This window comes from Thermithiobacillus plumbiphilus (assembly GCF_038070005.1).
Lineage (GTDB): Bacteria > Pseudomonadota > Gammaproteobacteria > Acidithiobacillales > Thermithiobacillaceae > JBBPCO01.
In genome coordinates this window covers 39,718-58,543 of sequence record NZ_JBBPCO010000012.1, presented here as the reverse complement: position 1 = coordinate 58,543, position 18,826 = coordinate 39,718, and the positions used below count along the sequence as shown (strand labels likewise).

23 protein-coding genes and 1 tRNA gene are annotated in these 18,826 nt (G+C 62.1%); 9 read left to right on the top strand and 15 right to left on the bottom strand.

Translation table 11 applies throughout. The annotated features are described in order from the left end of the window. The first annotated feature begins 182 nt into the window (after positions 1-182). Complete coding sequence (gene rpsT / locus WOB96_RS11955; protein WP_341371527.1) at positions 183-455, top strand: 30S ribosomal protein S20; 273 nt, start codon at positions 183-185, stop codon at positions 453-455. An 81-nt stretch (positions 456-536) separates the two neighbouring features. Here the strand turns inward: rpsT and proB are convergent, their stop codons facing one another. The 4 genes from proB to rplU all read right to left on the bottom strand — a co-directional run bounded on the left by proB (position 537) and on the right by rplU (position 3,555). After that, positions 537-1,667 carry a glutamate 5-kinase gene (gene proB / locus WOB96_RS11950; protein WP_341371526.1) on the bottom strand — a complete coding sequence of 377 codons (1,131 nt, stop codon included), beginning with the start codon at positions 1,665-1,667 and terminating at the stop codon, positions 537-539. Continuing rightward, complete coding sequence (cgtA, locus tag WOB96_RS11945) at positions 1,654-2,781, bottom strand: Obg family GTPase CgtA (RefSeq protein WP_341371525.1); 1,128 nt, start codon at positions 2,779-2,781, stop codon at positions 1,654-1,656. Before cgtA ends, proB begins: the two co-directional genes overlap by 14 nt. 165 nt (positions 2,782-2,946) lie before the next feature. After that, on the bottom strand, positions 2,947-3,219 hold the full coding sequence (rpmA, locus tag WOB96_RS11940; protein WP_341371524.1) for a 50S ribosomal protein L27: 273 nt from the start codon (positions 3,217-3,219) through the stop codon (positions 2,947-2,949). Positions 3,220-3,243: 24 nt separating this feature from the next. Beyond that, positions 3,244-3,555, bottom strand: coding sequence for a 50S ribosomal protein L21 (gene rplU / locus WOB96_RS11935; RefSeq protein ID WP_341371523.1), 312 nt, complete (start codon positions 3,553-3,555; stop codon positions 3,244-3,246). 259 nt (positions 3,556-3,814) lie between these two features. Here rplU and WOB96_RS11930 point away from each other — a divergent pair, with 259 nt between their 5' ends. Together WOB96_RS11930 and WOB96_RS11925 are read left to right on the top strand one after the other, a co-directional pair. Then, positions 3,815-4,783, top strand: a complete 969-nt coding sequence (locus WOB96_RS11930; RefSeq protein WP_341371522.1) for a polyprenyl synthetase family protein — start codon at positions 3,815-3,817, stop codon at positions 4,781-4,783. Positions 4,784-4,797: 14 nt separating this feature from the next. Continuing rightward, positions 4,798-4,874, top strand: a tRNA-Pro gene (locus WOB96_RS11925). 249 nt (positions 4,875-5,123) lie between these two features. Here the strand turns inward: WOB96_RS11925 and WOB96_RS11920 are convergent. Beyond that, positions 5,124-5,294, bottom strand: coding sequence for a hypothetical protein (locus tag WOB96_RS11920; protein ID WP_341371521.1), 171 nt, complete (start codon positions 5,292-5,294; stop codon positions 5,124-5,126). Positions 5,295-5,510: 216 nt separating this feature from the next. Here WOB96_RS11920 and htpG point away from each other — a divergent pair, with 216 nt between their 5' ends. Next, entirely contained in the window at positions 5,511-7,403 is a 1,893-nt protein-coding gene (htpG, locus tag WOB96_RS11915) for a molecular chaperone HtpG (RefSeq protein WP_341371520.1), read from the top strand. 52 nt (positions 7,404-7,455) lie between these two features. Here htpG and WOB96_RS11910 read toward each other — a convergent pair whose 3' ends face one another. From WOB96_RS11910 to lexA, 3 genes are all read right to left on the bottom strand, one after another. Continuing rightward, on the bottom strand, positions 7,456-7,671 hold the full coding sequence (locus WOB96_RS11910) for a helix-turn-helix domain-containing protein (RefSeq protein WP_341371519.1): 216 nt from the start codon (positions 7,669-7,671) through the stop codon (positions 7,456-7,458). A gap of 114 nt (positions 7,672-7,785) precedes the next feature. After that, complete coding sequence (locus tag WOB96_RS11905) at positions 7,786-8,670, bottom strand: fructosamine kinase family protein (RefSeq protein WP_341371518.1); 885 nt, start codon at positions 8,668-8,670, stop codon at positions 7,786-7,788. Positions 8,671-8,710: 40 nt separating this feature from the next. Beyond that, positions 8,711-9,304, bottom strand: a complete 594-nt coding sequence (gene lexA, locus WOB96_RS11900; protein WP_341371517.1) for a transcriptional repressor LexA — start codon at positions 9,302-9,304, stop codon at positions 8,711-8,713. Positions 9,305-9,466: 162 nt separating this feature from the next. On the opposite strand from lexA, the gene WOB96_RS11895 reads away from it, so the two are divergent. From WOB96_RS11895 to WOB96_RS11880, 4 genes are all read left to right on the top strand, one after another. Continuing rightward, a complete protein-coding gene (locus WOB96_RS11895) occupies positions 9,467-10,858 on the top strand; it encodes an NfeD family protein (protein ID WP_341371516.1) in 1,392 nt (463 codons plus the stop codon). 21 nt (positions 10,859-10,879) lie between these two features. Beyond that, a complete protein-coding gene (locus tag WOB96_RS11890; RefSeq protein ID WP_341371515.1) occupies positions 10,880-11,641 on the top strand; it encodes a slipin family protein in 762 nt (253 codons plus the stop codon). Positions 11,642-11,757: 116 nt separating this feature from the next. Then, a complete protein-coding gene (locus WOB96_RS11885) occupies positions 11,758-11,991 on the top strand; it encodes a PP0621 family protein (RefSeq protein ID WP_341371514.1) in 234 nt (77 codons plus the stop codon). Then, positions 11,988-13,949 carry an O-antigen ligase family protein gene (locus WOB96_RS11880; protein WP_341371513.1) on the top strand — a complete coding sequence of 654 codons (1,962 nt, stop codon included), beginning with the start codon at positions 11,988-11,990 and terminating at the stop codon, positions 13,947-13,949. Before WOB96_RS11885 ends, WOB96_RS11880 begins: the two co-directional genes overlap by 4 nt. Here WOB96_RS11880 and WOB96_RS11875 read toward each other — a convergent pair. The 7 genes from WOB96_RS11875 to WOB96_RS14510 are packed head-to-tail and all read right to left on the bottom strand — an operon-like array spanning position 13,933 to position 17,746. Next, positions 13,933-14,865 (bottom strand): ABC transporter ATP-binding protein, encoded by a 933-nt coding sequence (locus WOB96_RS11875; RefSeq protein WP_341371512.1) that lies wholly within the window; start codon positions 14,863-14,865, stop codon positions 13,933-13,935. The genes WOB96_RS11880 and WOB96_RS11875 overlap by 17 nt on opposite strands. Positions 14,866-14,871: 6 nt before the next feature. Then, positions 14,872-15,705, bottom strand: coding sequence for a hypothetical protein (locus WOB96_RS11870; RefSeq protein ID WP_341371511.1), 834 nt, complete (start codon positions 15,703-15,705; stop codon positions 14,872-14,874). Next, positions 15,699-16,085 (bottom strand): type II toxin-antitoxin system VapC family toxin, encoded by a 387-nt coding sequence (locus WOB96_RS11865; RefSeq protein WP_341371510.1) that lies wholly within the window; start codon positions 16,083-16,085, stop codon positions 15,699-15,701. The genes WOB96_RS11870 and WOB96_RS11865 overlap by 7 nt, the downstream gene beginning before the upstream one ends. Further along, complete coding sequence (locus WOB96_RS11860) at positions 16,085-16,327, bottom strand: type II toxin-antitoxin system Phd/YefM family antitoxin (protein WP_341371509.1); 243 nt, start codon at positions 16,325-16,327, stop codon at positions 16,085-16,087. Before WOB96_RS11860 ends, WOB96_RS11865 begins: the two co-directional genes overlap by 1 nt. 36 nt (positions 16,328-16,363) lie before the next feature. Next, positions 16,364-17,167 (bottom strand): hypothetical protein, encoded by an 804-nt coding sequence (locus tag WOB96_RS11855; RefSeq protein ID WP_341371508.1) that lies wholly within the window; start codon positions 17,165-17,167, stop codon positions 16,364-16,366. Positions 17,168-17,181: 14 nt separating this feature from the next. Next, a complete protein-coding gene (locus WOB96_RS11850; protein ID WP_341371507.1) occupies positions 17,182-17,520 on the bottom strand; it encodes a hypothetical protein in 339 nt (112 codons plus the stop codon). A 25-nt stretch (positions 17,521-17,545) separates the two neighbouring features. Beyond that, a complete protein-coding gene (locus WOB96_RS14510; RefSeq protein WP_423229742.1) occupies positions 17,546-17,746 on the bottom strand; it encodes a prepilin-type N-terminal cleavage/methylation domain-containing protein in 201 nt (66 codons plus the stop codon). 416 nt (positions 17,747-18,162) lie between these two features. Between WOB96_RS14510 and WOB96_RS11840 the strand changes: the two genes are divergently transcribed. Next, complete coding sequence (locus tag WOB96_RS11840) at positions 18,163-18,642, top strand: prepilin-type N-terminal cleavage/methylation domain-containing protein (RefSeq protein WP_341371506.1); 480 nt, start codon at positions 18,163-18,165, stop codon at positions 18,640-18,642. The last annotated feature ends 184 nt before the right edge of the window (positions 18,643-18,826 follow it).

The window sequence follows — 18,826 nt, the reverse complement described above, 5'->3', positions numbered from 1 at the left end:
CTTCCTTTCTATCTGCGCTGGCCTTGCCGGGCGGCTGTTGGCAAATGGGGGAATTCTACACTATCGGCGTGCAAGCTGAAGCGCTCGTGGATTTGACAAGGCGGCTTATTTCGCCAATAATTGGCGGCTTTCAATCGGGACGATGATCCCGGCGAAACCTCATTCCATTTAGGAGAATCGCAGTGGCAAATAGTGCACAGGCACGCAAGCGGGCCCGCCAGAACAATGACCAACGCTTTCTGAATGCCGGCCACCGTTCTGCTTTCCGGACCCATGTCAAGAAGGTGCTGAAGGCTGTCCAGTCTGGTGACAAGACCCAGGCTCAGCAGGCTTTCAAGATCGCGGAGTCTTCCATGGATCGCGTTGCCGATAAGGGTATCATCCACAAGAACAAGGCTGCCCGGCTCAAGAGCCGCCTGTCGGCCCGCATCAAGGCGCTTTCCGCCAGCGCCTAGTATTCCGGCCTGAATTGAAGTTCATGCGCCGCTACGGGTTTTCGTGGCGGCGCCTTGCTTTGGGCGGTATCCGTGAAATTTTCAGTGGCCGCTCAAGACCAGGTTGTCCCGATGCACCAGCTCGGGTTCATCCAGGGCGCCAAAGCGCTGGGCGATTTCCGTGCTGGATCGGCCGAGCCGCTGCTGCGCTTCCTGCCAGTCGTAGTTGACCAGTCCCCGGGCCACTTCACGGCCTTCCGGATCCAGGCAGGCGACCAGGTCACCGCGCTGAAAATTCCCCTCAAGCCGGGTGACGCCCACCGGTAACAGGCTGCGCCCTTCCTCGCGCAGCACGCGCGCGGCCCCCGCATCCAGAAACAGCTTGCCTTGAACCTGCAGTTGGCCCGCCAGCCATTGCTTGCGGGCTGCCAGGCGTGCCAGGCGCGGACTGAAATAGGTGCCGAGCATCGCACCTTCACGCAGGGCGAGCAGCACGTCCGGATGATGCCCGCTGGCGATGAGCGTGGCGGTTCCCGAGCGGGCGGCCCGGCCGGCGGCCCGCACCTTGGTCAGCATGCCGCCGCGGCTGATGCCGCTGCCCGCGCCGCCGGCCATGGCCTCCAGGGCCGGGTCTCCGGCTACCACTTCCGGCAGCAGGCGTGCCTCGGGATTGCGGCGGGGATCGGCCTCATAAAGTCCCTGCTGATCGGTGAGAATGACCAGCAGGTCGGCTTCCACGAGATTGCTGACCAGGGCGGCGAGGGTGTCGTTGTCGCCGAAGCGGATTTCCTCGGTGGCGACGGTGTCGTTCTCGTTGATGATGGGCACCACGCCCAACTCGACCAGGGTGCGCAGTGTGCCACGGGCATTGAGATAGCGGCCGCGCTTGCGCAGGTCTTCATGGGTGAGCAGGATCTGGCCGGTATGCAGGCCGCCGCGCTGAAAATGCTCCTCATAAGTCTGCACCAGGGCGGCCTGGCCGACGCTTGCCGCCGCCTGCAGGGCGCTGAGGCTGTCAGGCCGCTGGGTCCAGCCCAGACGACGCATCCCGGCGGCAACCGCGCCGGAAGATACCAGGATCAGCTCGATCCCCTGCCGGCGCAGCTCGATCATCTGCGCCACCCAGCGGCCGATGGCGGCCTCATCAAGTCCCTGGCCATTGTTGGTCAGCAGGGCGCTGCCAATCTTCACGACCCAGCGGCGTGCCCGGGTCAGGCGTTCAGTCCTTGTCATCGTCTTCCCAGTCGGCATCCCAGTCGTCACCTGCCTCATCTTCATCGAGCGCTGCCGGTGTCTTGCCCCAGTCTGCATCTTCCGGATCGACGATCGGCGGTGCCGGCGGGAGTTCCTGCAATGCGTAGTAGATCTTTTCGGCCAGTTCGCGGCAACCCTGGCCGGTGGCGGCGGAAATGGCGAATACCGGCCCCTGCCAGTCCAGGGCGCGGGTGATTTCCGCGACGCGCTCACTGCTTTCTTCCGGCAACATCAGGTCCATCTTGTTGAACACCAGCCAGCGCGGTCGGGCTGCCAGTGCCTCGCTGTAACGCGCCAGTTCACCTTCGATGACGCGCACGTTTTCGGCCGGATCGCTTTCATCGACGGGCTGAATGTCGACCAGGTGCAGCAGCAGGCGGGTGCGGGTCAGGTGCTTCAAAAAGCGGATGCCAAGTCCCGCACCTTCGGCGGCGCCCTCGATGAGACCGGGCACGTCCGCCAGCACGAAGCTCTTGTGCGGTTCCACGCTGACCACGCCGAGATTCGGGTGCAGGGTGGTGAAGGGATAGTCGGCGACCTTGGGGCGGGCGGCGCTGACGGCGCGGATCAGGGTGCTCTTGCCGGCATTGGGCAGGCCCACCAGACCGACATCGGCCAGCAGGCGCAGCTCCAGGTGCAGTTCGCGAGCCTCGCCCTCTTCACCAGGGTCAGCACGGCGCGGCGCGCGGTTGGTGCTCGACTTGAACCAGAGATTGCCTCTGCCGCCGCGCCCACCCTTGGCCACGATCAGGCGCTGGCCGGGCTCTCTGAGATCCCCCAGCAGCTCCTGGGTGTCACGGTCATAGACAGCCGTGCCAACCGGCACTGCAATGACCTTGTCATACCCGTAACGTCCGGTTTTCTGGCGTCCGGACCCACCGTGGCCGCGTTCGGCCTGGTAGTTTTTCTGGAAGCGAAAGTCAATGAGGGTGTTGAGCCCTTCGGTGGCTTCAAGGATGACGTCGCCGCCCTTGCCGCCATCGCCGCCGTCCGGCCCGCCCATGGGCTCGAATTTCTCGCGTCGAAAGCTGACGGCGCCCGACCCGCCGTGGCCGGCGGCAACCTTGATGTTTACTTCATCGATAAAACGCATGGCTGATTTGATCCTGGGCTGACTCGTTGTCCGCCCTCGTCGCGGGATGGATGAAATTCCATCTAGTGTAATGCTGGGCAGGCGATAACCCAAGTTTCAGGCGCCTGCAAACACAAGGCCCCGCCAGGTTTCCCTGGCAGGGCCTTGGGGGTGAAGCGGCAGCTGTTACGCTACAGCTTCTGCTTCGGCGACGATGCGCACGTAGGTGCGATTCTGCGGCCCGCGGCGCACGAAGGCTACCTTGCCGGTGGCCTTGGCAAAGAGGGTGTCATCCTTGCCGATGCCGACATTCTCGCCGGGGTGAATCTTGGTGCCGCGCTGGCGGACCAGGATGTTGCCAGCCAGCACGAACTGGCCGTCGTGGCGCTTGACGCCCAGTCGCTTGGAATGGGAATCGCGGCCGTTGCGGGAAGAACCGCCTGCTTTCTTGTGTGCCATGGAGATTGACCTCTACAGTGTTCGTTAGGCGCTGATGCCAGTGATCTTCAGCTCGGTGAAATACTGGCGATGGCCCTGGCTCTTGCGGTAGTGCTTGCGCCGGCGCATCTTGAAGATGTGGACCTTCTTGGCGCGGCCCTGCGTGGCCACCACCGCGGTCACGCGGGCGCCATCGAGCAGGGGGCGACCCACCTGGATGTTGTCGCCATCGCCGACCATCAGCACGCGTTCGAGGGTAACTTCGCTACCTTCGTCATTTTCCAGCTTCTCGACTCGCAGGGAGTCGCCTACGGCTACCTTGTACTGCTTGCCGCCGGTTTCAATTACCGCGTACATGCCAGAACCTCCAAACCTTTGATCTTGCAAATCGTGACAGGGGAAGGTGGCCCGCACTGCCACGCTTCGTAAAGGCGGCAATACTACCGATTCGGCAGGTCAAGGTCAATATTCTGCTGAGGCCACGTCTGATGGGCTGCCAGCCAGGGCGCGCCACCTTGACACTGATGGAACAGGGCCCCTAAGATGGCGCTATTTTCCGGCTTCCCCGCAACTAGAAACCGTTCATCCTGCCCCTTCGAAGCCTTTAAATGGTGCCATGAATCTGGAAGACGTCAAATCGCTCGTAGCTGCGGACATGGAGGCAGTGAACCGGGCTATTCAGGGGCAGATGCAATCGGCCGTGCCCACCATTCCCGCGCTGGGAAGCTACTTGATCGCCAGCGGCGGCAAGCGGCTGCGGCCCATGGTGCTGCTGCTGGCCACCCGGCTGTTCGGCTATCAGGGCAGCCGGCACATCCCGCTGGCGGCAGTCATCGAATTCATCCACACCTCCACACTGTTGCACGATGATGTGGTGGACGGTTCGGAGATGCGCCGCAATCAGGCCACCGCCAACCAGGTCTGGGGCAATGCCGCCAGCGTGCTGGTGGGCGACTTTCTCTATGCCCGGTCATTCGAGGTCCTGGTGGCCGATGGTGACCTGCGCATCCTGAAGATCCTGGCCGAAGCGACCAGCGTGATTGCCGAGGGCGAGGTCCAGCAGCTCGAAAATACCCAGAATCCCGATCTCGATGAAGCCGCCTACATTGCCGTGATCCGCGCCAAGACGGCCAAGCTGTTCGAAGCGTCTGCGCGCATCGGCGCCGTGATCAACGAGCGCCCGCCAGCCGAGGAACTGGCACTGGCCGAGTACGGCGGCCTGCTCGGTACGGCCTTCCAGTTGATCGATGACGCCCTGGATTACAGTGCCGAGTCCGCCACGCTCGGCAAGAACGTTGGGGACGATCTGGCGGAAGGCAAGCCGACCATGCCCTTCATCCATGCCATGCGCGAGTCGGACCCTGCCGGACAGGCCGTCCTGCGTCAGGCGCTGGCGGAGGAAGGGCTGGGCAGCCTGGATCAGGTGCTGGAAATCATTGCGTCGACAAAAGCAATTGAATATACTCTTGGGCTTGCCCGCAAGATCGCCGGCCAGGCCAAGTCCACGCTGGACATCCTGCCTGCTGGTCCACAGCGCGATGCACTGGCCTATCTAGCCGATTTCTCGGTGGAAAGACAGTTTTAGTTCTCGAAGATTGACGGGGCGTAGCTCAGCCTGGTAGAGCGCTGCCTTCGGGAGGCAGAAGCCGGAGGTTCGAATCCTCTCGCCCCGACCATATAAATCAAAGGGTTTAGCTCTCCGGCTAAACCCTTTTTCTTGCTCCGATTTTGCTCCACGAGTGTAGCCGGGCGCAAGACTTGGCACTGATTAGCGCGGAATTTGGCGCAGCATCGCCCCAGCTTGGGTCGGGCCGGCCCGCAATGATGGGGGCGGGTTGACCATGATGATCCGGCTAGGGTTGCAATTCCAGTCGCCGTTCGATGCGCTCGATCCGGTCGTTCAGCCGATCCATGCGTACACTGATTTACGCGTGACTTTCATCAAAGTGCGCCATGTCCCGACGTAACCCAGCGATGGCTAGTTCTACCCGGCCCGTACGGTGGGTCAGGTCGCGCAGGTCATCGCGCGCCGCGGCCAGATCGGCGCGAATCGCCTTGAGATGTTCCAGCACAAGATTTTCAGTGTCATCAGCCATGGCGCCCTCCATTCCATCATGCTATCAATAATGCCCCGCCCCCAGCAAATCTCAGGCCCCAGAGCCGGGTTCCCTGATCTGCTACATGGCAATGCAGTATGCATAGGTATCCTGCATGCGGGTGTTTTCAATCGTTTCCAGAACCGAGCCTTGAATTCGCCAGCCAGTGCCCCCATCCTGCCTGCAGATTCGTTCAAATAAGCAAGGAGCGTCCGCATGGCCGTCGAGCACCACAAGGAAACCCTGGAATTCCAGACCGAGGTGAAGCAACTGCTGCACCTCATGATCCATTCCCTGTACTCCAACAAGGACATCTTCCTCCGCGAACTGATCTCCAATGCCTCGGATGCCTGTGACAAGCTGCGCTTCGAGGCGCTGTCCGATCCTTCGCTGTACGAGAACGATGCCGAGCTGCGCATCCGGGTAGATTTTGACAAGGCGGCGCGGACCATCACGATCACGGACAACGGCATCGGCATGAATCGCGAGGAGGTGATCCAGAACATCGGCACCATCGCCCGTTCCGGTACCCGCGAGTTCTTCAGCAAGCTCAGTGGCGAGCAGTCCAAGGACGCCAACCTCATCGGCCAGTTCGGCGTGGGCTTCTACTCGGCCTTCATCGTTGCCGACCGGGTGACGCTCACTACCCGTCGCGCGGGCATGACGGCCGAGCATGGCGTGCGCTGGGAGTCCGATGGATCGGGCGCCTACACGCTGGAGACGGTCGAGCACCCGGCGCGTGGCACCGAAGTGGTGCTGCACCTGAAAGAGGGCGAGGACGAGTTTCTGAATGACTGGCGTCTGCGTCAGGTCATCCAGACCTACTCCGATCATATCCCGCTGCCGATCGAGATGCGCAAGCGCAACGAGCAGGATGAGCCCACCGACGAATGGGAAGTGGTCAACAAGGCCTCGGCGCTCTGGGCGCGGCCGCGCAACGAGATCAGCGAGGACGAATACAAGGCCTTCTACAAGCATGTGGCGCATGATTTCCAGGATCCGCTGGCCTGGACCCACAACCGGGTGGAGGGCAATCAGGAGTACATTTCGCTGCTGTATGTCCCGTCCAAGGCGCCCTTTGATCTCTTTGACCGCGATCAGCCGCATGGCGTGAAGCTCTATGTGCGCCGGGTATTCATCATGGACGGCGCGGAAAAGCTCATGCCGCGCTATCTGCGCTTCATTCGCGGCGTGATTGACTCCAGCGACCTGCCGCTGAACGTCTCGCGCGAGATCCTCCAGTCCAACAAGCTGATCGACAACATGCGCGCCGGCTCGGTCAAGAAGGTGCTGGGCCTGCTGGAAGGCCTTGCCAAGGACGAGCCCGAGAAATACAAGACCTTCTGGACGGAATTTGGCCGGGTGATGAAGGAGGGGCCGGGCGAGGACTACGCCAACCGCGAGCAGATCGCCAAGCTGCTGCGCTTTGCCTCGACCGAGAACGACAGCGCCGAGCAGACCGTTTCGCTGGAGGATTACATCAACCGCATGAAGCCTGGGCAGGAGAAGATCTATTTCATCACCGCCGAGAGCTACAATGCCGCGCGTCACAGCCCGCATCTGGAGATCTTCCGCAAGAAGGGCATCGAGGTGCTGTTGTTGTCGGATCGTGTCGATGAGTGGCTGATGAGCCATCTCTTCGAGTTCCAGGGCAAGGCCTTCCAGTCGGTGGCCAAGGGTGACCTGGACCTCTCGAAGATCGGCAGCCCCGAGGAAAAGGCCGAGCAGGAAAAGATCGAGCAGGAAGCCAAGGGCCTGGTGGAGCGCATCAAGAGCGCGCTCGGGGATGAAGTCGCCGAGGTGCGGGTGTCGCATCGGCTCACCGACTCACCGTCCTGCATCGTGCTCAATGAGCAGGACATGGCGCTTTACATGCAGCAGATGCTCAAACGCGCCGGCCATGATGTGCCGGTGAGCAAGCCGGTGCTGGAAGTCAATCCGGGGCACCCGCTGGTGAAGCGGCTGGAGGCCGAGCAGGACGGCGAGCGCTTTGGCGACTGGTCGCGCCTGCTGCTGGAGCAGGGCGTGCTGGCCGAGGGCGGACAACTGGAAGATCCGGCAGCCTTCGTGGCGCGCCTGAATCAGCTCATGCTGGCGCTGTCACGCTAGATGGCGTGTTGAAAGCCGGGGTATCCTGCGGGGTACCCCGGCTTTCCTGCGTTCAGGCGGCGGATCTCGGCGTTTCCCCGAAAAGACTTTTGAACTCATAACGCAGGGATTGCATCTGACACCAGGTGCGCTGGGGGATTGGCTGCTGCCCGGCCTCGATGGCCAGGTAATCCTGCAGCGACAGATCCAGACGCCGGGCAATGCTTGTGGGGTCCAGTCCTGCCTGTTCGCGTAGCTGGCGAATGCCTGTTGCGGTGGGATGATTCATGACGGTTGCTCCTCTCCGGCCTGTCTTGCCATATCATAGTTCGGCCTTGTGACAGCTTGATGAACAGGCCGCAGAGGAATGTAAGACCTTGGTCCTGGCTTGTTGACGCGTCAATCAGCGGCACTCCGCCAGCAAACTGTCGATCATGCGCCGGGCCTGGGCCAGATAGCCGCCGCCAAAGAGATTGAGGTGATTCAGGACGTGGTAGAGATTGTAGAGGGTCTTGCGCAGCGCATAGCCGGCATCGAGCGGCCAGGCTTCGCGGTAGGCGGCATAAAAATCCGGCGGAAAGCCCCCGAAAAGCTCGGTCATGGCGATATCCGTCTCGCGATCGCCATAGTAAAGCGCTGGATCGAAGATCACCGGCGCGCCGTGCTCATCGAAGGCATGATTGCCGCTCCAGAGATCACCGTGGAGCAGCGAGGCCTGCGGCTGATGTCCTTTCAAAAGCATTGGGAGACAACTCAGCAACTTTTCGCCGCGCGTTTGCAGTTCGCGCCCATGGCCCTGCTGCGCTGCCCGTTCTAACTGAAATCCCAGACGCTGATCGCGCCAGAAGGTGGTCCAGTCCGTCTGCCAGTCATTGCATTGGGGCGTGCTGCCAATGGTGTTGTCGCGATGCCAGCCAAAGCGTGGCTGGACATGGCGGTGCATTTGCGCCAGCGCCTGGCCGAGCGCTACGCCCCCCTGCCTTCCCGGCTTGCCAAGCGGGATGTATTCCAGCACGAGATAAGCCTGCCCGCCGCTGACGCCGCTGCAAACCGGCCGGGGCACGCGGATGGCCTGCGTTGCCGCCATGACGGCAAGTCCTTCGGCCTCGGCCTCGAACATGTCAGCCAGATCCGCGCGGTTGAGCTTGACGAAAAACCGCCTGCGGCCATCATCGAGCAGCAGGGCCTCATTGATGCAGCCGCCTGCCAGGTCCCGGCTTTCCCGCGGCGTGAAGGCCTCCCCGGTAGCGGCATGAATGGCGGCTGCGATGGCATCGATCAGGGACATGTGACGAGCCTAAGTCCGGGAGGGCAGGAGGGCAAGGGCATCAGCGCTGATAGCTGCGCATCTGCCCGATCACCACGCCCTGGATGCAGACCCGGCTGGCGGGATACTCCATGGCCTGCATGCTGCTGTTAGCGGGCACCAGCAGGATGATGTCGCCCTGTGGATAGAAGCGCTTGAGCGTGGCGTTCTCGCCATCCACCAGGGCCACCACCACCTCGCCGGCACGGGCGGTCGGGCGCGGTTCGATGATGACCACGTCGCCATCGAGAATGCCGTCTTCCATCATCGAGTCGCCCTTGACGCGCAGGGCATAGTGCGCGCCACTGCCGAGCAGGAACTCGCCCAGCTCGATCTCTTCCGGGATCTCCACCGCCTCGATGGGCTGGCCGGCGGCGATGGCCCCCAGCAATCGTACCGTGACCCTGCCGCCCAGTTCGGCCAGTTCGATGCCGCGCGCCCGATGTGCGGTGAGCCGGATGAAGCCATCGCGGGCCAGGGCCTGCACGTGCTTGCGCACGGCACTCTTGGCGCTGATGCCCAGGCGCTCACCAAGCTCGCTCAGGGTGGGCGGATAGCCAAATTCCTGCTGATACTCGCGAATGATGCTGAGTATGTCCTGCTGGCGTGGTGTCATGTATCCTCCCGGGTATGTTCTCCATTTGTGCGCTATCATAAGGAGAACGAAGAGAGAACGTCAAGTGGGCAGCTTGGGTCTATACTGGAAAGATAGGTTGATTGCCTACCGTTGCAGGCAGCCTGCAGGCGCTGCCTGGACCCCAGTCATGGAGAACGGCATATGATCCAGTACGGGGCCAGTGGACCGGATATCGGAAAATGCCAAGCAGCCCGGCCTTTCCTGATAACGCTTTTGCCCGTCCTGGCCTTTCTGTTTGCCTGGTTCGCAGGCGCCGGAATTGCCCAGGCGCAGAGCGCGCCGGTGCTTGTCATGCGCATCGAAGGCGCCATTGGCCCGGCGACGGATCAGTACGTCGGGCAGGGTCTGGCGCGGGCGCAGGAGACCAATGCCCAGCTCGTGCTGATCGAACTCGATACGCCCGGCGGGCTGGATACATCCATGCGCGCCATCATCAGCAGGATACTGGCCTCGCCGGTGCCCGTGGCGGTCTATGTCACGCCAGCCGGCGCCCGGGCTGCGAGCGCCGGCACCTATATCCTCTATGCCGCCCACATCGCCGCCATGACGCCCGGTACCCATCTTGGCGCAGCCACTCCGGTGCAGTTCGGTGGTGGTGGCGAGAAACAGCCGACAGATGAGGCAGGCGCGCCTGATGCCATGGAACGCAAGCAGCTCAATGATGCCATCGCTTACATCCGCTCGCTGGCGCAGCTTCGTGAGCGCAATGCCGACTGGGCGGAACGGGCGGTGCGAGAGGCCGCCACCCTGACTGCGGAGCAGGCCTTGCAACTGCGCGTGATCGATCGCCTTGCGCCCAACACAAAAGCGCTGCTGCGCCAGCTCGATGGCCAGACCGTTCGCACCACAACCGGGACCCACACGCTGGCGCTCAGGGATGCCCCGGTACAAACACAGATGCCCGACTGGCGCAACCGCCTGTTGGCGACGATCACCGATCCCAACATCGCTTACATCCTGATGCTCATCGGCGTCTATGGCATCATCTTCGAACTGGCCAGCCCCGGTTTCGTGCTGCCCGGCGTGCTTGGCGCGATCTCGCTGCTGCTGGCGCTCTTTGCCTTCCAGGTGCTGCCGGTGAACTATACTGGGCTTGCCCTCATGTTCCTGGGGTTGATGTTTATCGCGGCGGAAGCCTTCGTACCGAGTTTCGGTGCCCTGGGGCTTGGGGGTCTGGTCGCATTCGTGCTCGGTTCGGTGATGCTCATGGATAGTGAAATTCCCGGTTTTGGTATCTCCTGGCTATTGATCGCCACTGCCGCGCTGGCCAGCGCCGCTGTCATATTCGGCATCGCCGTGCTGGCGCTCAAGGCGCGTCAGCGGCCGGTGGTCACCGGTGTTGAGGGGCTCGTCGGCGGCGAGGCCGAGGCCCTGGAGGACTTCATCGGGGAGGGCTGGGTGCATGCCGACGGCGAGACCTGGCAGGCACGCAGCACACAAGCCGTGCGCAAGGGCGACAGGCTGCGGATCACCGCGCTGCATGGCCTGACTCTCAGTGTCGAACCGATCAGGGACGCTGCTTCCCTGTCCTGATTACCATCCAAAGGAGTGAACATGTCCTCGGCTCTCATGTTTCTGCTGATCCTGGTCGTCGTCTTTCTCGCGGCATCCCTGAAGGTGCTGCGCGAGTACGAGCGCGCGGTGGTGTTTCAACTGGGCCGCTTCTGGAAGGTCAAGGGGCCGGGGCTTTTCATCCTGATCCCCATCCTGCAGCAGATGGTGCGGGTGGACCTGCGCACCATCGTGCTGGATGTGCCCACCCAGGACGTGATTTCGCGCGACAACGTCTCGGTGAAGGTCAATGCCGTCATTTATTACCGGGTGGTGGATGCAGCCAAGACCGTGATTCAGGTCGAAAATGCCGCGGCTGCAACCAGCCAGCTTTCCCAGACCACCCTGCGCTCCGTGCTCGGCAAGCATGATCTCGATGAAATGCTCTCTGAGCGGGACAAGCTCAACAAGGATATCCAGACCATCCTCGATGCCCAGACCGATGCCTGGGGCATCAAGGTCGCCAATGTCGAGATCAAGCACGTGGACATTCCGGAAAGCATGATCCGCGCCATCGCCCGCCAGGCCGAGGCCGAACGCGAGCGCCGCGCCAAGATCATTCATGCCGAGGGCGAATATCAGGCCTCGGAAAAACTGGTGGATGCCGCCCGCGTGCTGGCAGGCGCGCCCGCGGCCATCCAGTTGCGCTATCTGCAGACCCTGACCGATATTGCCGGCGAGAAGAACTCGACCATAATCTTCCCCTTGCCGATTGATCTGCTGCAGGGCTTCATGAACTGGCAGAAACCGGATTCTCGCGAGTAAACATGGCGACAGGATGACAAGCGCCGAGCCATGTACTACATTGCTGAAGAGGGAGGGCAGGGTAGCTCAGGACACAGGAAATCAAAAAACGGCCATCAAATCCTGCTGATTTGGATATGTTGAAGTATCTGCTGCTGCTGTTCATCATCTGGCTGGCCTGGCGCGTCTATCGCGTCTCGCGCCAGCGTCTTGCCAGAAGGTCCGAAGCGGCCCCGTCCGCGCCGCAGGACATGGTTCAGTGCGCCCGCTGCGGCACCTACCTCCCCCGGAGCAACGCCCTTACCGACAATCTGGACCCCGGCCGCTGTTACTGCCGGGATCATGCGCCCGCGAGTCACAATAAACCATGAACCCACTGCTCGTGCTGCTCCCACTGCTGGCCTTCATTACGGGTTGGTCCTTCAATGGCCAGGTCATTCCGCTGCTGGCATCGAGCATGATCCTGCTGCTCGCCTGGATCGGTCTGCTGCTCTGGCGGCGCAGCAAGGATGGATTGCAGTTGCCGCGCGGCCGGCTGACTGTCTTTATGGCTGTCTGGCTAGGCTGGTTCGGCCTTACCCTGCTCTGGTCGGGCACGCCCTATACGAGCTGGTTCTATTTCTGGATTCTCGGCAGCCTGCCACTGGCCTATCTCGGCTGGCAGCTCATCCCGGCCCCGGATCGCGCCTGGCGCGCCTTCTGGCCCTTGCTGATGCTCAGCGCCCTGGTGCTGGTCGGTTGGGGTATCCAGCAGTACATCGAAGCGCCGGGCTCCCGCCCCAAGGGGCCGCTGCTGGACTGGAACAGCTATGCGGCACTCCTGAACCTGCTGTTCTTCCCGGTACTGGCGCGCTTTTTCCTGCACCGCCAGCGCTGCGGCGGCGACTGGGCCAGCATTGGATATCTAGTGCTGCTCACCGGGCTTTTGTTCGCCTTTTTCACTACCGCCTCGCGCGGTGGCACCCTGGCCTGGTTGCTGGTCCTGCCGCTGGCCTTCTGGAGCCTGCGCCGCCAGCCCGCGTTCAAGTCCAAGGCCCTGGCGGTAATGGGCCTGGCCCTGCTGGCCTTCGTCAGTACTTCGGTCATTTCCGATAACCAGCTTGCCAGCCGCATGGACGCCCAGTTCATGAAGCAGGACCGCTCGGTGGGCTCGCGTTTCGACATGTGGGCCTCCACGCTGGAGATCTTCAGGGATCACCCGGAGGGCACCGGGCTTGGCAGCTATTTCATCTACTATCCTGAATATCGCGCCCCGCAGGAGCGCGAATCCGCCGGCACCTACGCCCACAACGACTATGTGCAGTACCTCCAGGAAGGCGGGCCCCTGAATCTGGGTTTCCTGATGGCCTTCGCCCTGGCACTCCTGTGGCTTGGCTGGCGCTCCCTGCGTCATCCTGATGATCCGCGCCAGGTCGAGGCGCTTGGTCTTTATATTGCCGGACTTGCCATCAGCGCCCACGCCGCGGTCAATTTCATCTTCTACAACCTGCCCATCAGCCTGCTGGCGGGACTGATGCTCGGGCGCGCCTATCAGCTGACACACCCACAGCAGCTCACCCGGCCATTGCTCGCGGCGCTGCAGCTACGCCCGGCGCTTGCCCGCCTGACCCTGGCCTTGCTACTGGCCTGGCCGGCCAGTGTGCTGATGCTGGACGCCGCGGTCTCGCAGCTTGGACGCCCGGACACTGCCTTCATGCGCCTTGCATCGCGCTACACGCAGATGGCTCCCGAGCAGCTCGCCCTGAAAACGGCGCAGGCGCTTAGCATTCTGCGGCCACTGGCGCCTGCGCCGCATCTGTATCTGGCGGACTGGGAAGCGCGCCTGCTGGCAAAGCCCGTGACAGCCGCGCAGAAAAAATCGCTCGCAGAGGATGCCCTGGCCGGCTATGAGGCCGCGCTGAAGGGCAACCCGCGCGCGCTGGGGCCACTGCTGGCCGAGGCGCGCCTGCTGATGGACCAGCCGGCGCTCTGGCCCGACGGGCAGGCGCGGGCGGAGGCCTTGCTGAACCGGGCGCTGAAATACAACCCGCAGGCCCTGGAGCCACGCATGATGCTGGCCCAGCGCTATTTCAACCGGCAGGAAAACGACAAGGGATATGCGCTGCTGCGAGCCGGCCTGGACCGGCCCCTGCGGCGCCAGGATCTGGCGCAGTTGCGCTACAACACGGCGGAAATCGCCTGTGATCTTGGTTTGCGCCAGGATGCCGCCAGCCTGAGCGCGGTGCTCTTGCGCGAGCTGCCGGACAATCGCGAGGCCGCCATGCTGGCCCGGCGGGTGAGCAACCCGAAGGGCTGCTCGCAGGCACCGGCGCCTAAGTCACCGGTGTAGCGCTGGCGTCCTTGATGTCTTCCATCTGAATGAACTGCATGAAGGTCTGCTCCAGCCGCAGGCCAACGGGCCGGATCTCCAGGATCTGATGCCCGGCGGCCTGGAGCATCTGCAGGTGGGCCCAGAGCGATGCGGCTTGCACCTGCTGCTCCCAGTTGCCATCGGGCCGCCTTGCGGCCTCGGGCAGGGGACTCTCGCCCTGGCTGACCACCAGGCTCTCCTTGCTGCGCCCGCCACGCAGCTCCGCGGGCGAGCCCAGCGTGCGCAGGCGGCCTTTATGGATGATGCCGAAGCGATCCCCGAGTTGCTCCACATCACTCAGGATGTGCGATGAAAAGAAGATGGTGCCGCCCTGTCGGCGGTAGGCCATGAGGATGTTGACCACGGTCTGGCGCCAGAGCGGATCGAGGCCAGACAGCGGTTCATCGAGGATCAGTAGCTGCGGATTCCCCACCAGGGCGTGGGCCAGGGCCACCCGCTGCGTCATGCCCTTGCTGAGATGGCGGATGCGTTTTTTCGCCACCGCCGCCAGCCCGAACTGCTCCAGCCAGTCCATGCAGTGCGCCTTGAGGCCGCTGCGGGCCATGCCGCGCATGCGCGCGCCGATGCGCAGCATCTCCAGCGGCGAGAGATAATCATAAAGATAGGGATTTTCCGGCACGTAACCGAGCTGCCGGCGCGCGCGGTGATCCTGCACGTCCATGCCCTGGATGAGCGCCTCGCCGCCTGAAGGCCTGAGAATGCCGGTGAGGATCTTGATGGTGGTGCTCTTGCCCGCGCCATTGGGCCCGACAAAGCCGAAGGCCTCGCCCGGATCGACGCGCAGGCTGACCCCACCGAGTGCGGTCACGGCGCGAAAGCGCTTGTCGCGATAGATTTTCTGCAGGTTGTCTAGTTCGATGGCCGGTATGGACATGGTGCCTTAGCCTGGTTTCTTTGGCGTGATGAGGATGGGCTGGCCGGTGGCGTCCAGGGCATAGCCCTGGCCCAGGGGATCGGCTGGAAGCTGCGCGATGAAGCCTGCCCGCACGAGCTCATCGAGCCTGGATGCGGGCTTGCCGCTGGCTTTTTGAAAGCGCGCAGCGGCCTCTCTGAGCGCCAGCAAGCCCTGCAGGCGTTGAACCCGCAGGCCGAGATACTGCTTCAATGCGGCGTTGCGCGTGCTTTGCATCAGGCCTTCGATCATCTGGATGGCGAAACGCGGATCATCGCCCTTTTCGTACCAGCGCCCGGCAATGTTCAGCAGGGCCTCGCGGTTCTGCGGCTCGCTGCGGTTCGCGGCCAGCTTGATCCAGTTGGCCCCTGTTGCTGGTTCATGGTCGAAGTAAAAGTAATCGAAGCCCAGAAAAAACGGTGGCAGGAAGTCATGGGGGCGCGCTGCCGTGGCGCGTCGCAGGATGTCCTGAGTCGGGGCGACCTCACCGGCCCAGGGCAGGATGGATTGCGCGGTATAGTAATTGTCTTCCTGCGCCGGGTTCAGGCGGGCGGCGTCCTGCTGCACCCGCGCCAGCACCCGGTAGCCATCGGCATCGAGGTTCTCGGTACCGACCATCATGGCGCGGAAGGTGCCGATGTTTGCGGCCAGATAGCGGTCGCCGCCGGCCAGTAGCACCTGGGCGGTCACCGGCAGGGCCACCCGAATGCTTTCCGAGGCCTTGGGGCGGGAGAGGGGCTGGCTGTGCTGCTGGCCGGCCACATAGCCCCCAATCGCCAGGATCAGCAGCAGTCCAGCAAACAAGGCTTCCCGGCTTACCATAGCCGCTGCACCTCATAGGCATCCAGGACGGTATCGGCGCTGAGGATCGGCAGCTGTTCTTCCAGACTCTGCGCCAGCAGCAGGCGGTCGAAAGGATCGCGATGATGAAAGGGCAAAGTGGCTACCCGTACCGCGTGGTTCAGCTCGATGGGCAACAGGCTGATGGTGTTGCGCTCCAGTTGCTGGCGCAGGAAGCGCCCCAGAGGTTTCGGCATGTCGAGCTTGCCAAGGCTTGCCTTGATCGCGATTTCCCAAGTGCTCGCCACACTCAAGAGCAGGTCATTGGCCGGGTCCAGAAAGGCCTCTCTGGCAATTCCACTGAGCTTTGGGTCGTCCATGAGTGCCCACAGAAAGACGTGGGTATCAAGCAGTAGCCGCATCAACGGTAGTCCTGGAAGTCATCCAGCGGCGCATCAAAATCTTCGGACAGCTTGATCTGTCCGCGCGCGCTGCCGAGTTCGCGCCTTGCCTTGGGTTGTTCAAGGGGTACCAGTTTGACCAGCGGCTTATGATCCTTGGCGATGATGATTTCTTCCCCGCTCAGGGCTGCCTGAATCAGCCGGGAGAGCTGTGTTTTCGCTTCATGAATGTTGATCTGGGTCATCGTGTCTTCCTCGCTCATTAGCCATATTAGTTGGCTAACCAAAGAAAGCAAGCCTCAGGCAAACTCGCGTCGCCGGAAGATCAGCACCGCAATGGCCAGCAGGATGCCGATGTAGCCGATGGCCATGAGCGCCGGCCAGAGCAGGGCATCGATGCTGGGCCACTGGTTGTAGAGCGCGAGCGGGCGCAGGTCGAGGCGCGAGAGATCGGGCAGCAGCCAGCGGATGAGATCGAGGCTCGGTTGCAGCTCTTTCGAGAGATCCTGGGCGGCGCTGCTGCCACTGCTCAGAAATTCCAGGGCAGGACCAAGGCTACGGGCGGCCAGCGCAAAGGCCAGGCCCAGCGCAAAGGGCAGCAGCGGCGTGGCGGCGAAGCTCGCCACGAACACTGTGAATGCGGCAATCACCGCGAGATCGAGAAAGCTGTAGGCCAGGGTCCAGGCAATGTTGGCGCCGAGGCTCACGGGCAGGGCCTGGGCATAGCCGCCAGCCACCAGGTACACGGTAGCGGTCAGGAGTGCTGCAAGCAGCAGCAGGGCCAGCGCGAGCAGGCCGAGGATGCCGACATAGCGGCCCAGCAGATAGGAAGATCGTGGTACGGGATAGGCGAGGGCGGAAAAGACGGTGCGCCGCTCGATGTCCTTGGCAATCAGTTCCTGGGCCCAGAAGAGCACCAGCAGAAGCCCGATGGCGCGGATGGCGGACAGGCCGACATCGAGGGCCACCGTGGCGGGCTGCCGGCCGGAGAATTCGGCGGCGAGATAGGCGCCGCCCATGGCCAGCAGGCCGAGAATGAAAAGCGCCTGGAAACTCCGGCTACGAAGGCCGGAGCGCCAGGCGATGAGGAAGTGTTGCAGCATAAAGCTAAAGTATTTTAACAGCCACTAGAAGAAGCCGTAGGAGCAGCAACGGCTGTCATATCCGAAGAGCATTGGTTTACAGATCCGCCTTGTGTGCTGCCGCCATATCCATGCTTGGAGCTAGCGTGTTTTGTTTGTACCGCTCCAGTTGCATCACTAAAGGTCCATCCAGCACTTACGCCTTTTGAGAGCTGGACGGTAAATGCGTTAGTAATCATTCCTCCAGTAGTGACGGCAGCAGATTTTGTCTCAGCTGCTGTAGCCGTTACAGTACCGGTGCTGTCCGCAGAAGTAGCAATGAGGGGGGCTGATGCCAAAACTCCGCCAATCAGAAGATATATAGCTTTTTTCATAACGTTTCCTTTGGAGTGACTAGCTTCACTCGGCGTTGGCAGTTGCTGAGGTGAGGAGGTTTCGCGCATCACTTTGAGCCGCCTTGTCATAGGCCCTTTCCCGATACTGCGTAAACTGCGGAATCGCGATCGCCGCCAGAATGCCGATAATCGCCACCACGATCATCAATTCAATCAGGGTGAAGCCCTGCTCCTTCCTTTCTTTTGCGCTTCTTAGCTTGAGCATTTTCTACTCCTCTTTGTGGTCATGCATTAGGGTTCATGGTCCCTGATGGCCTCGCTGTGCAGGATGGCCTGGCTCAGAAATTCCGGGCATCACTGCGGGCGCTGGCGTCAAAGCCTCGTTCCCGGTACTGGCTGAAGGAGGCTTTGCGTGCCCTCCTTGCTTCCACTTTTCGTTTAGCAAGGGGCGTGCCAGCGCCCTATCCCTTGTGAATGCTCAAGATTCTGCTGGCTGGGCAGCTTTGTAGATGACAAAAATCGTCAGTGAGGCGTGTGAAAAATCCCACTTGTGTCAGTGCTGGCGCGCATTCGCCAGGCGGACAGGCTATTGATGCCGGGCCTGACTGGCGCGCCGTTGGGCATGAAACCTGCTTGGGTCTCTTATTCAACTATTCAACAGGCTTTCAGGGTGGGCAGGACGTGAACAAAAAAGAAGCAGGTTTTACCTTGATCGAACTCATGATCGTGATAGCGATCATCAGCATTCTCGCTGCCATCGCCATCCCCAACTACAACGAGTACACCAGCAAGGCCAAGCTGACCGAGGCCAAGAGCAACCTGCTGCAGTTGCAGACCCTGCAGGAGCAGTTCTATCAGGATTACCGGGTCTATGCGGGTGGGGTAGCTGCGGCTGCCTCCGCGCCCAGTTCTTCGACCAGTACTGATGGTGTTCTCGCCTGGAATGCGTCCACGCAGGCAAGATACTTCGACTATGCCATTGCCACTGCCAACAGTGGCCAGAATTTCACTGCCAATGCCGCAGGTAAAAATGCGAATGGGCTGGGCAGCTACCAGTTCGCCGTCAACAATCAGAATGTGAAGTGCTGGCGCGAGAATGGCAGCGCCTTCACGCTTGCGCCTGATGCCACGAGCTGCCCTGCGGGCAGTAAAGCCTGGTAAAACTTGCAACCCGGCCAGGCTCGTAAAACGGGTCTGGTCTGTCACTGTTCCTGCTGTTGCCATCCTCCGCCCAAAGTCCTAGCAGCATTGCCCCAGCCGCGCCCGTATCATAGTCATCAGATGCATCAGTCTCTGGGCGAGCGTGTCCCACTCGGGTATGCTTGCCGGATCGAGGCGCAATTCC

What these genes read in the sequence shown, in the direction of transcription:
- proB (WP_341371526.1), bottom strand. Translation starts at nt 1,667, where the DNA reads ATGACAAGGACTGAACGCCTGACCCGGGCACGCCGCTGGGTCGTGAAG.
- cgtA (WP_341371525.1), bottom strand. Translation starts at nt 2,781, where the DNA reads ATGCGTTTTATCGATGAAGTAAACATCAAGGTTGCCGCCGGCCACGGC.
- rpmA (WP_341371524.1), bottom strand. Translation starts at nt 3,219, where the DNA reads ATGGCACACAAGAAAGCAGGCGGTTCTTCCCGCAACGGCCGCGATTCC.
- rplU (WP_341371523.1), bottom strand. Translation starts at nt 3,555, where the DNA reads ATGTACGCGGTAATTGAAACCGGCGGCAAGCAGTACAAGGTAGCCGTA.
- WOB96_RS11930 (WP_341371522.1), top strand. Translation starts at nt 3,815, where the DNA reads ATGAATCTGGAAGACGTCAAATCGCTCGTAGCTGCGGACATGGAGGCA.
- WOB96_RS11920 (WP_341371521.1), bottom strand. Translation starts at nt 5,294, where the DNA reads ATGGCTGATGACACTGAAAATCTTGTGCTGGAACATCTCAAGGCGATT.
- htpG (WP_341371520.1), top strand. Translation starts at nt 5,511, where the DNA reads ATGGCCGTCGAGCACCACAAGGAAACCCTGGAATTCCAGACCGAGGTG.
- WOB96_RS11910 (WP_341371519.1), bottom strand. Translation starts at nt 7,671, where the DNA reads ATGAATCATCCCACCGCAACAGGCATTCGCCAGCTACGCGAACAGGCA.
- WOB96_RS11905 (WP_341371518.1), bottom strand. Translation starts at nt 8,670, where the DNA reads ATGTCCCTGATCGATGCCATCGCAGCCGCCATTCATGCCGCTACCGGG.
- lexA (WP_341371517.1), bottom strand. Translation starts at nt 9,304, where the DNA reads ATGACACCACGCCAGCAGGACATACTCAGCATCATTCGCGAGTATCAG.
- WOB96_RS11895 (WP_341371516.1), top strand. Translation starts at nt 9,467, where the DNA reads ATGATCCAGTACGGGGCCAGTGGACCGGATATCGGAAAATGCCAAGCA.
- WOB96_RS11890 (WP_341371515.1), top strand. Translation starts at nt 10,880, where the DNA reads ATGTCCTCGGCTCTCATGTTTCTGCTGATCCTGGTCGTCGTCTTTCTC.
- WOB96_RS11885 (WP_341371514.1), top strand. Translation starts at nt 11,758, where the DNA reads ATGTTGAAGTATCTGCTGCTGCTGTTCATCATCTGGCTGGCCTGGCGC.
- WOB96_RS11880 (WP_341371513.1), top strand. Translation starts at nt 11,988, where the DNA reads ATGAACCCACTGCTCGTGCTGCTCCCACTGCTGGCCTTCATTACGGGT.
- WOB96_RS11875 (WP_341371512.1), bottom strand. Translation starts at nt 14,865, where the DNA reads ATGTCCATACCGGCCATCGAACTAGACAACCTGCAGAAAATCTATCGC.
- WOB96_RS11870 (WP_341371511.1), bottom strand. Translation starts at nt 15,705, where the DNA reads ATGGTAAGCCGGGAAGCCTTGTTTGCTGGACTGCTGCTGATCCTGGCG.
- WOB96_RS11865 (WP_341371510.1), bottom strand. Translation starts at nt 16,085, where the DNA reads ATGCGGCTACTGCTTGATACCCACGTCTTTCTGTGGGCACTCATGGAC.
- WOB96_RS11860 (WP_341371509.1), bottom strand. Translation starts at nt 16,327, where the DNA reads ATGAGCGAGGAAGACACGATGACCCAGATCAACATTCATGAAGCGAAA.
- WOB96_RS11855 (WP_341371508.1), bottom strand. Translation starts at nt 17,167, where the DNA reads ATGCTGCAACACTTCCTCATCGCCTGGCGCTCCGGCCTTCGTAGCCGG.
- WOB96_RS11850 (WP_341371507.1), bottom strand. Translation starts at nt 17,520, where the DNA reads ATGAAAAAAGCTATATATCTTCTGATTGGCGGAGTTTTGGCATCAGCC.
- WOB96_RS14510 (WP_423229742.1), bottom strand. Translation starts at nt 17,746, where the DNA reads ATGCTCAAGCTAAGAAGCGCAAAAGAAAGGAAGGAGCAGGGCTTCACC.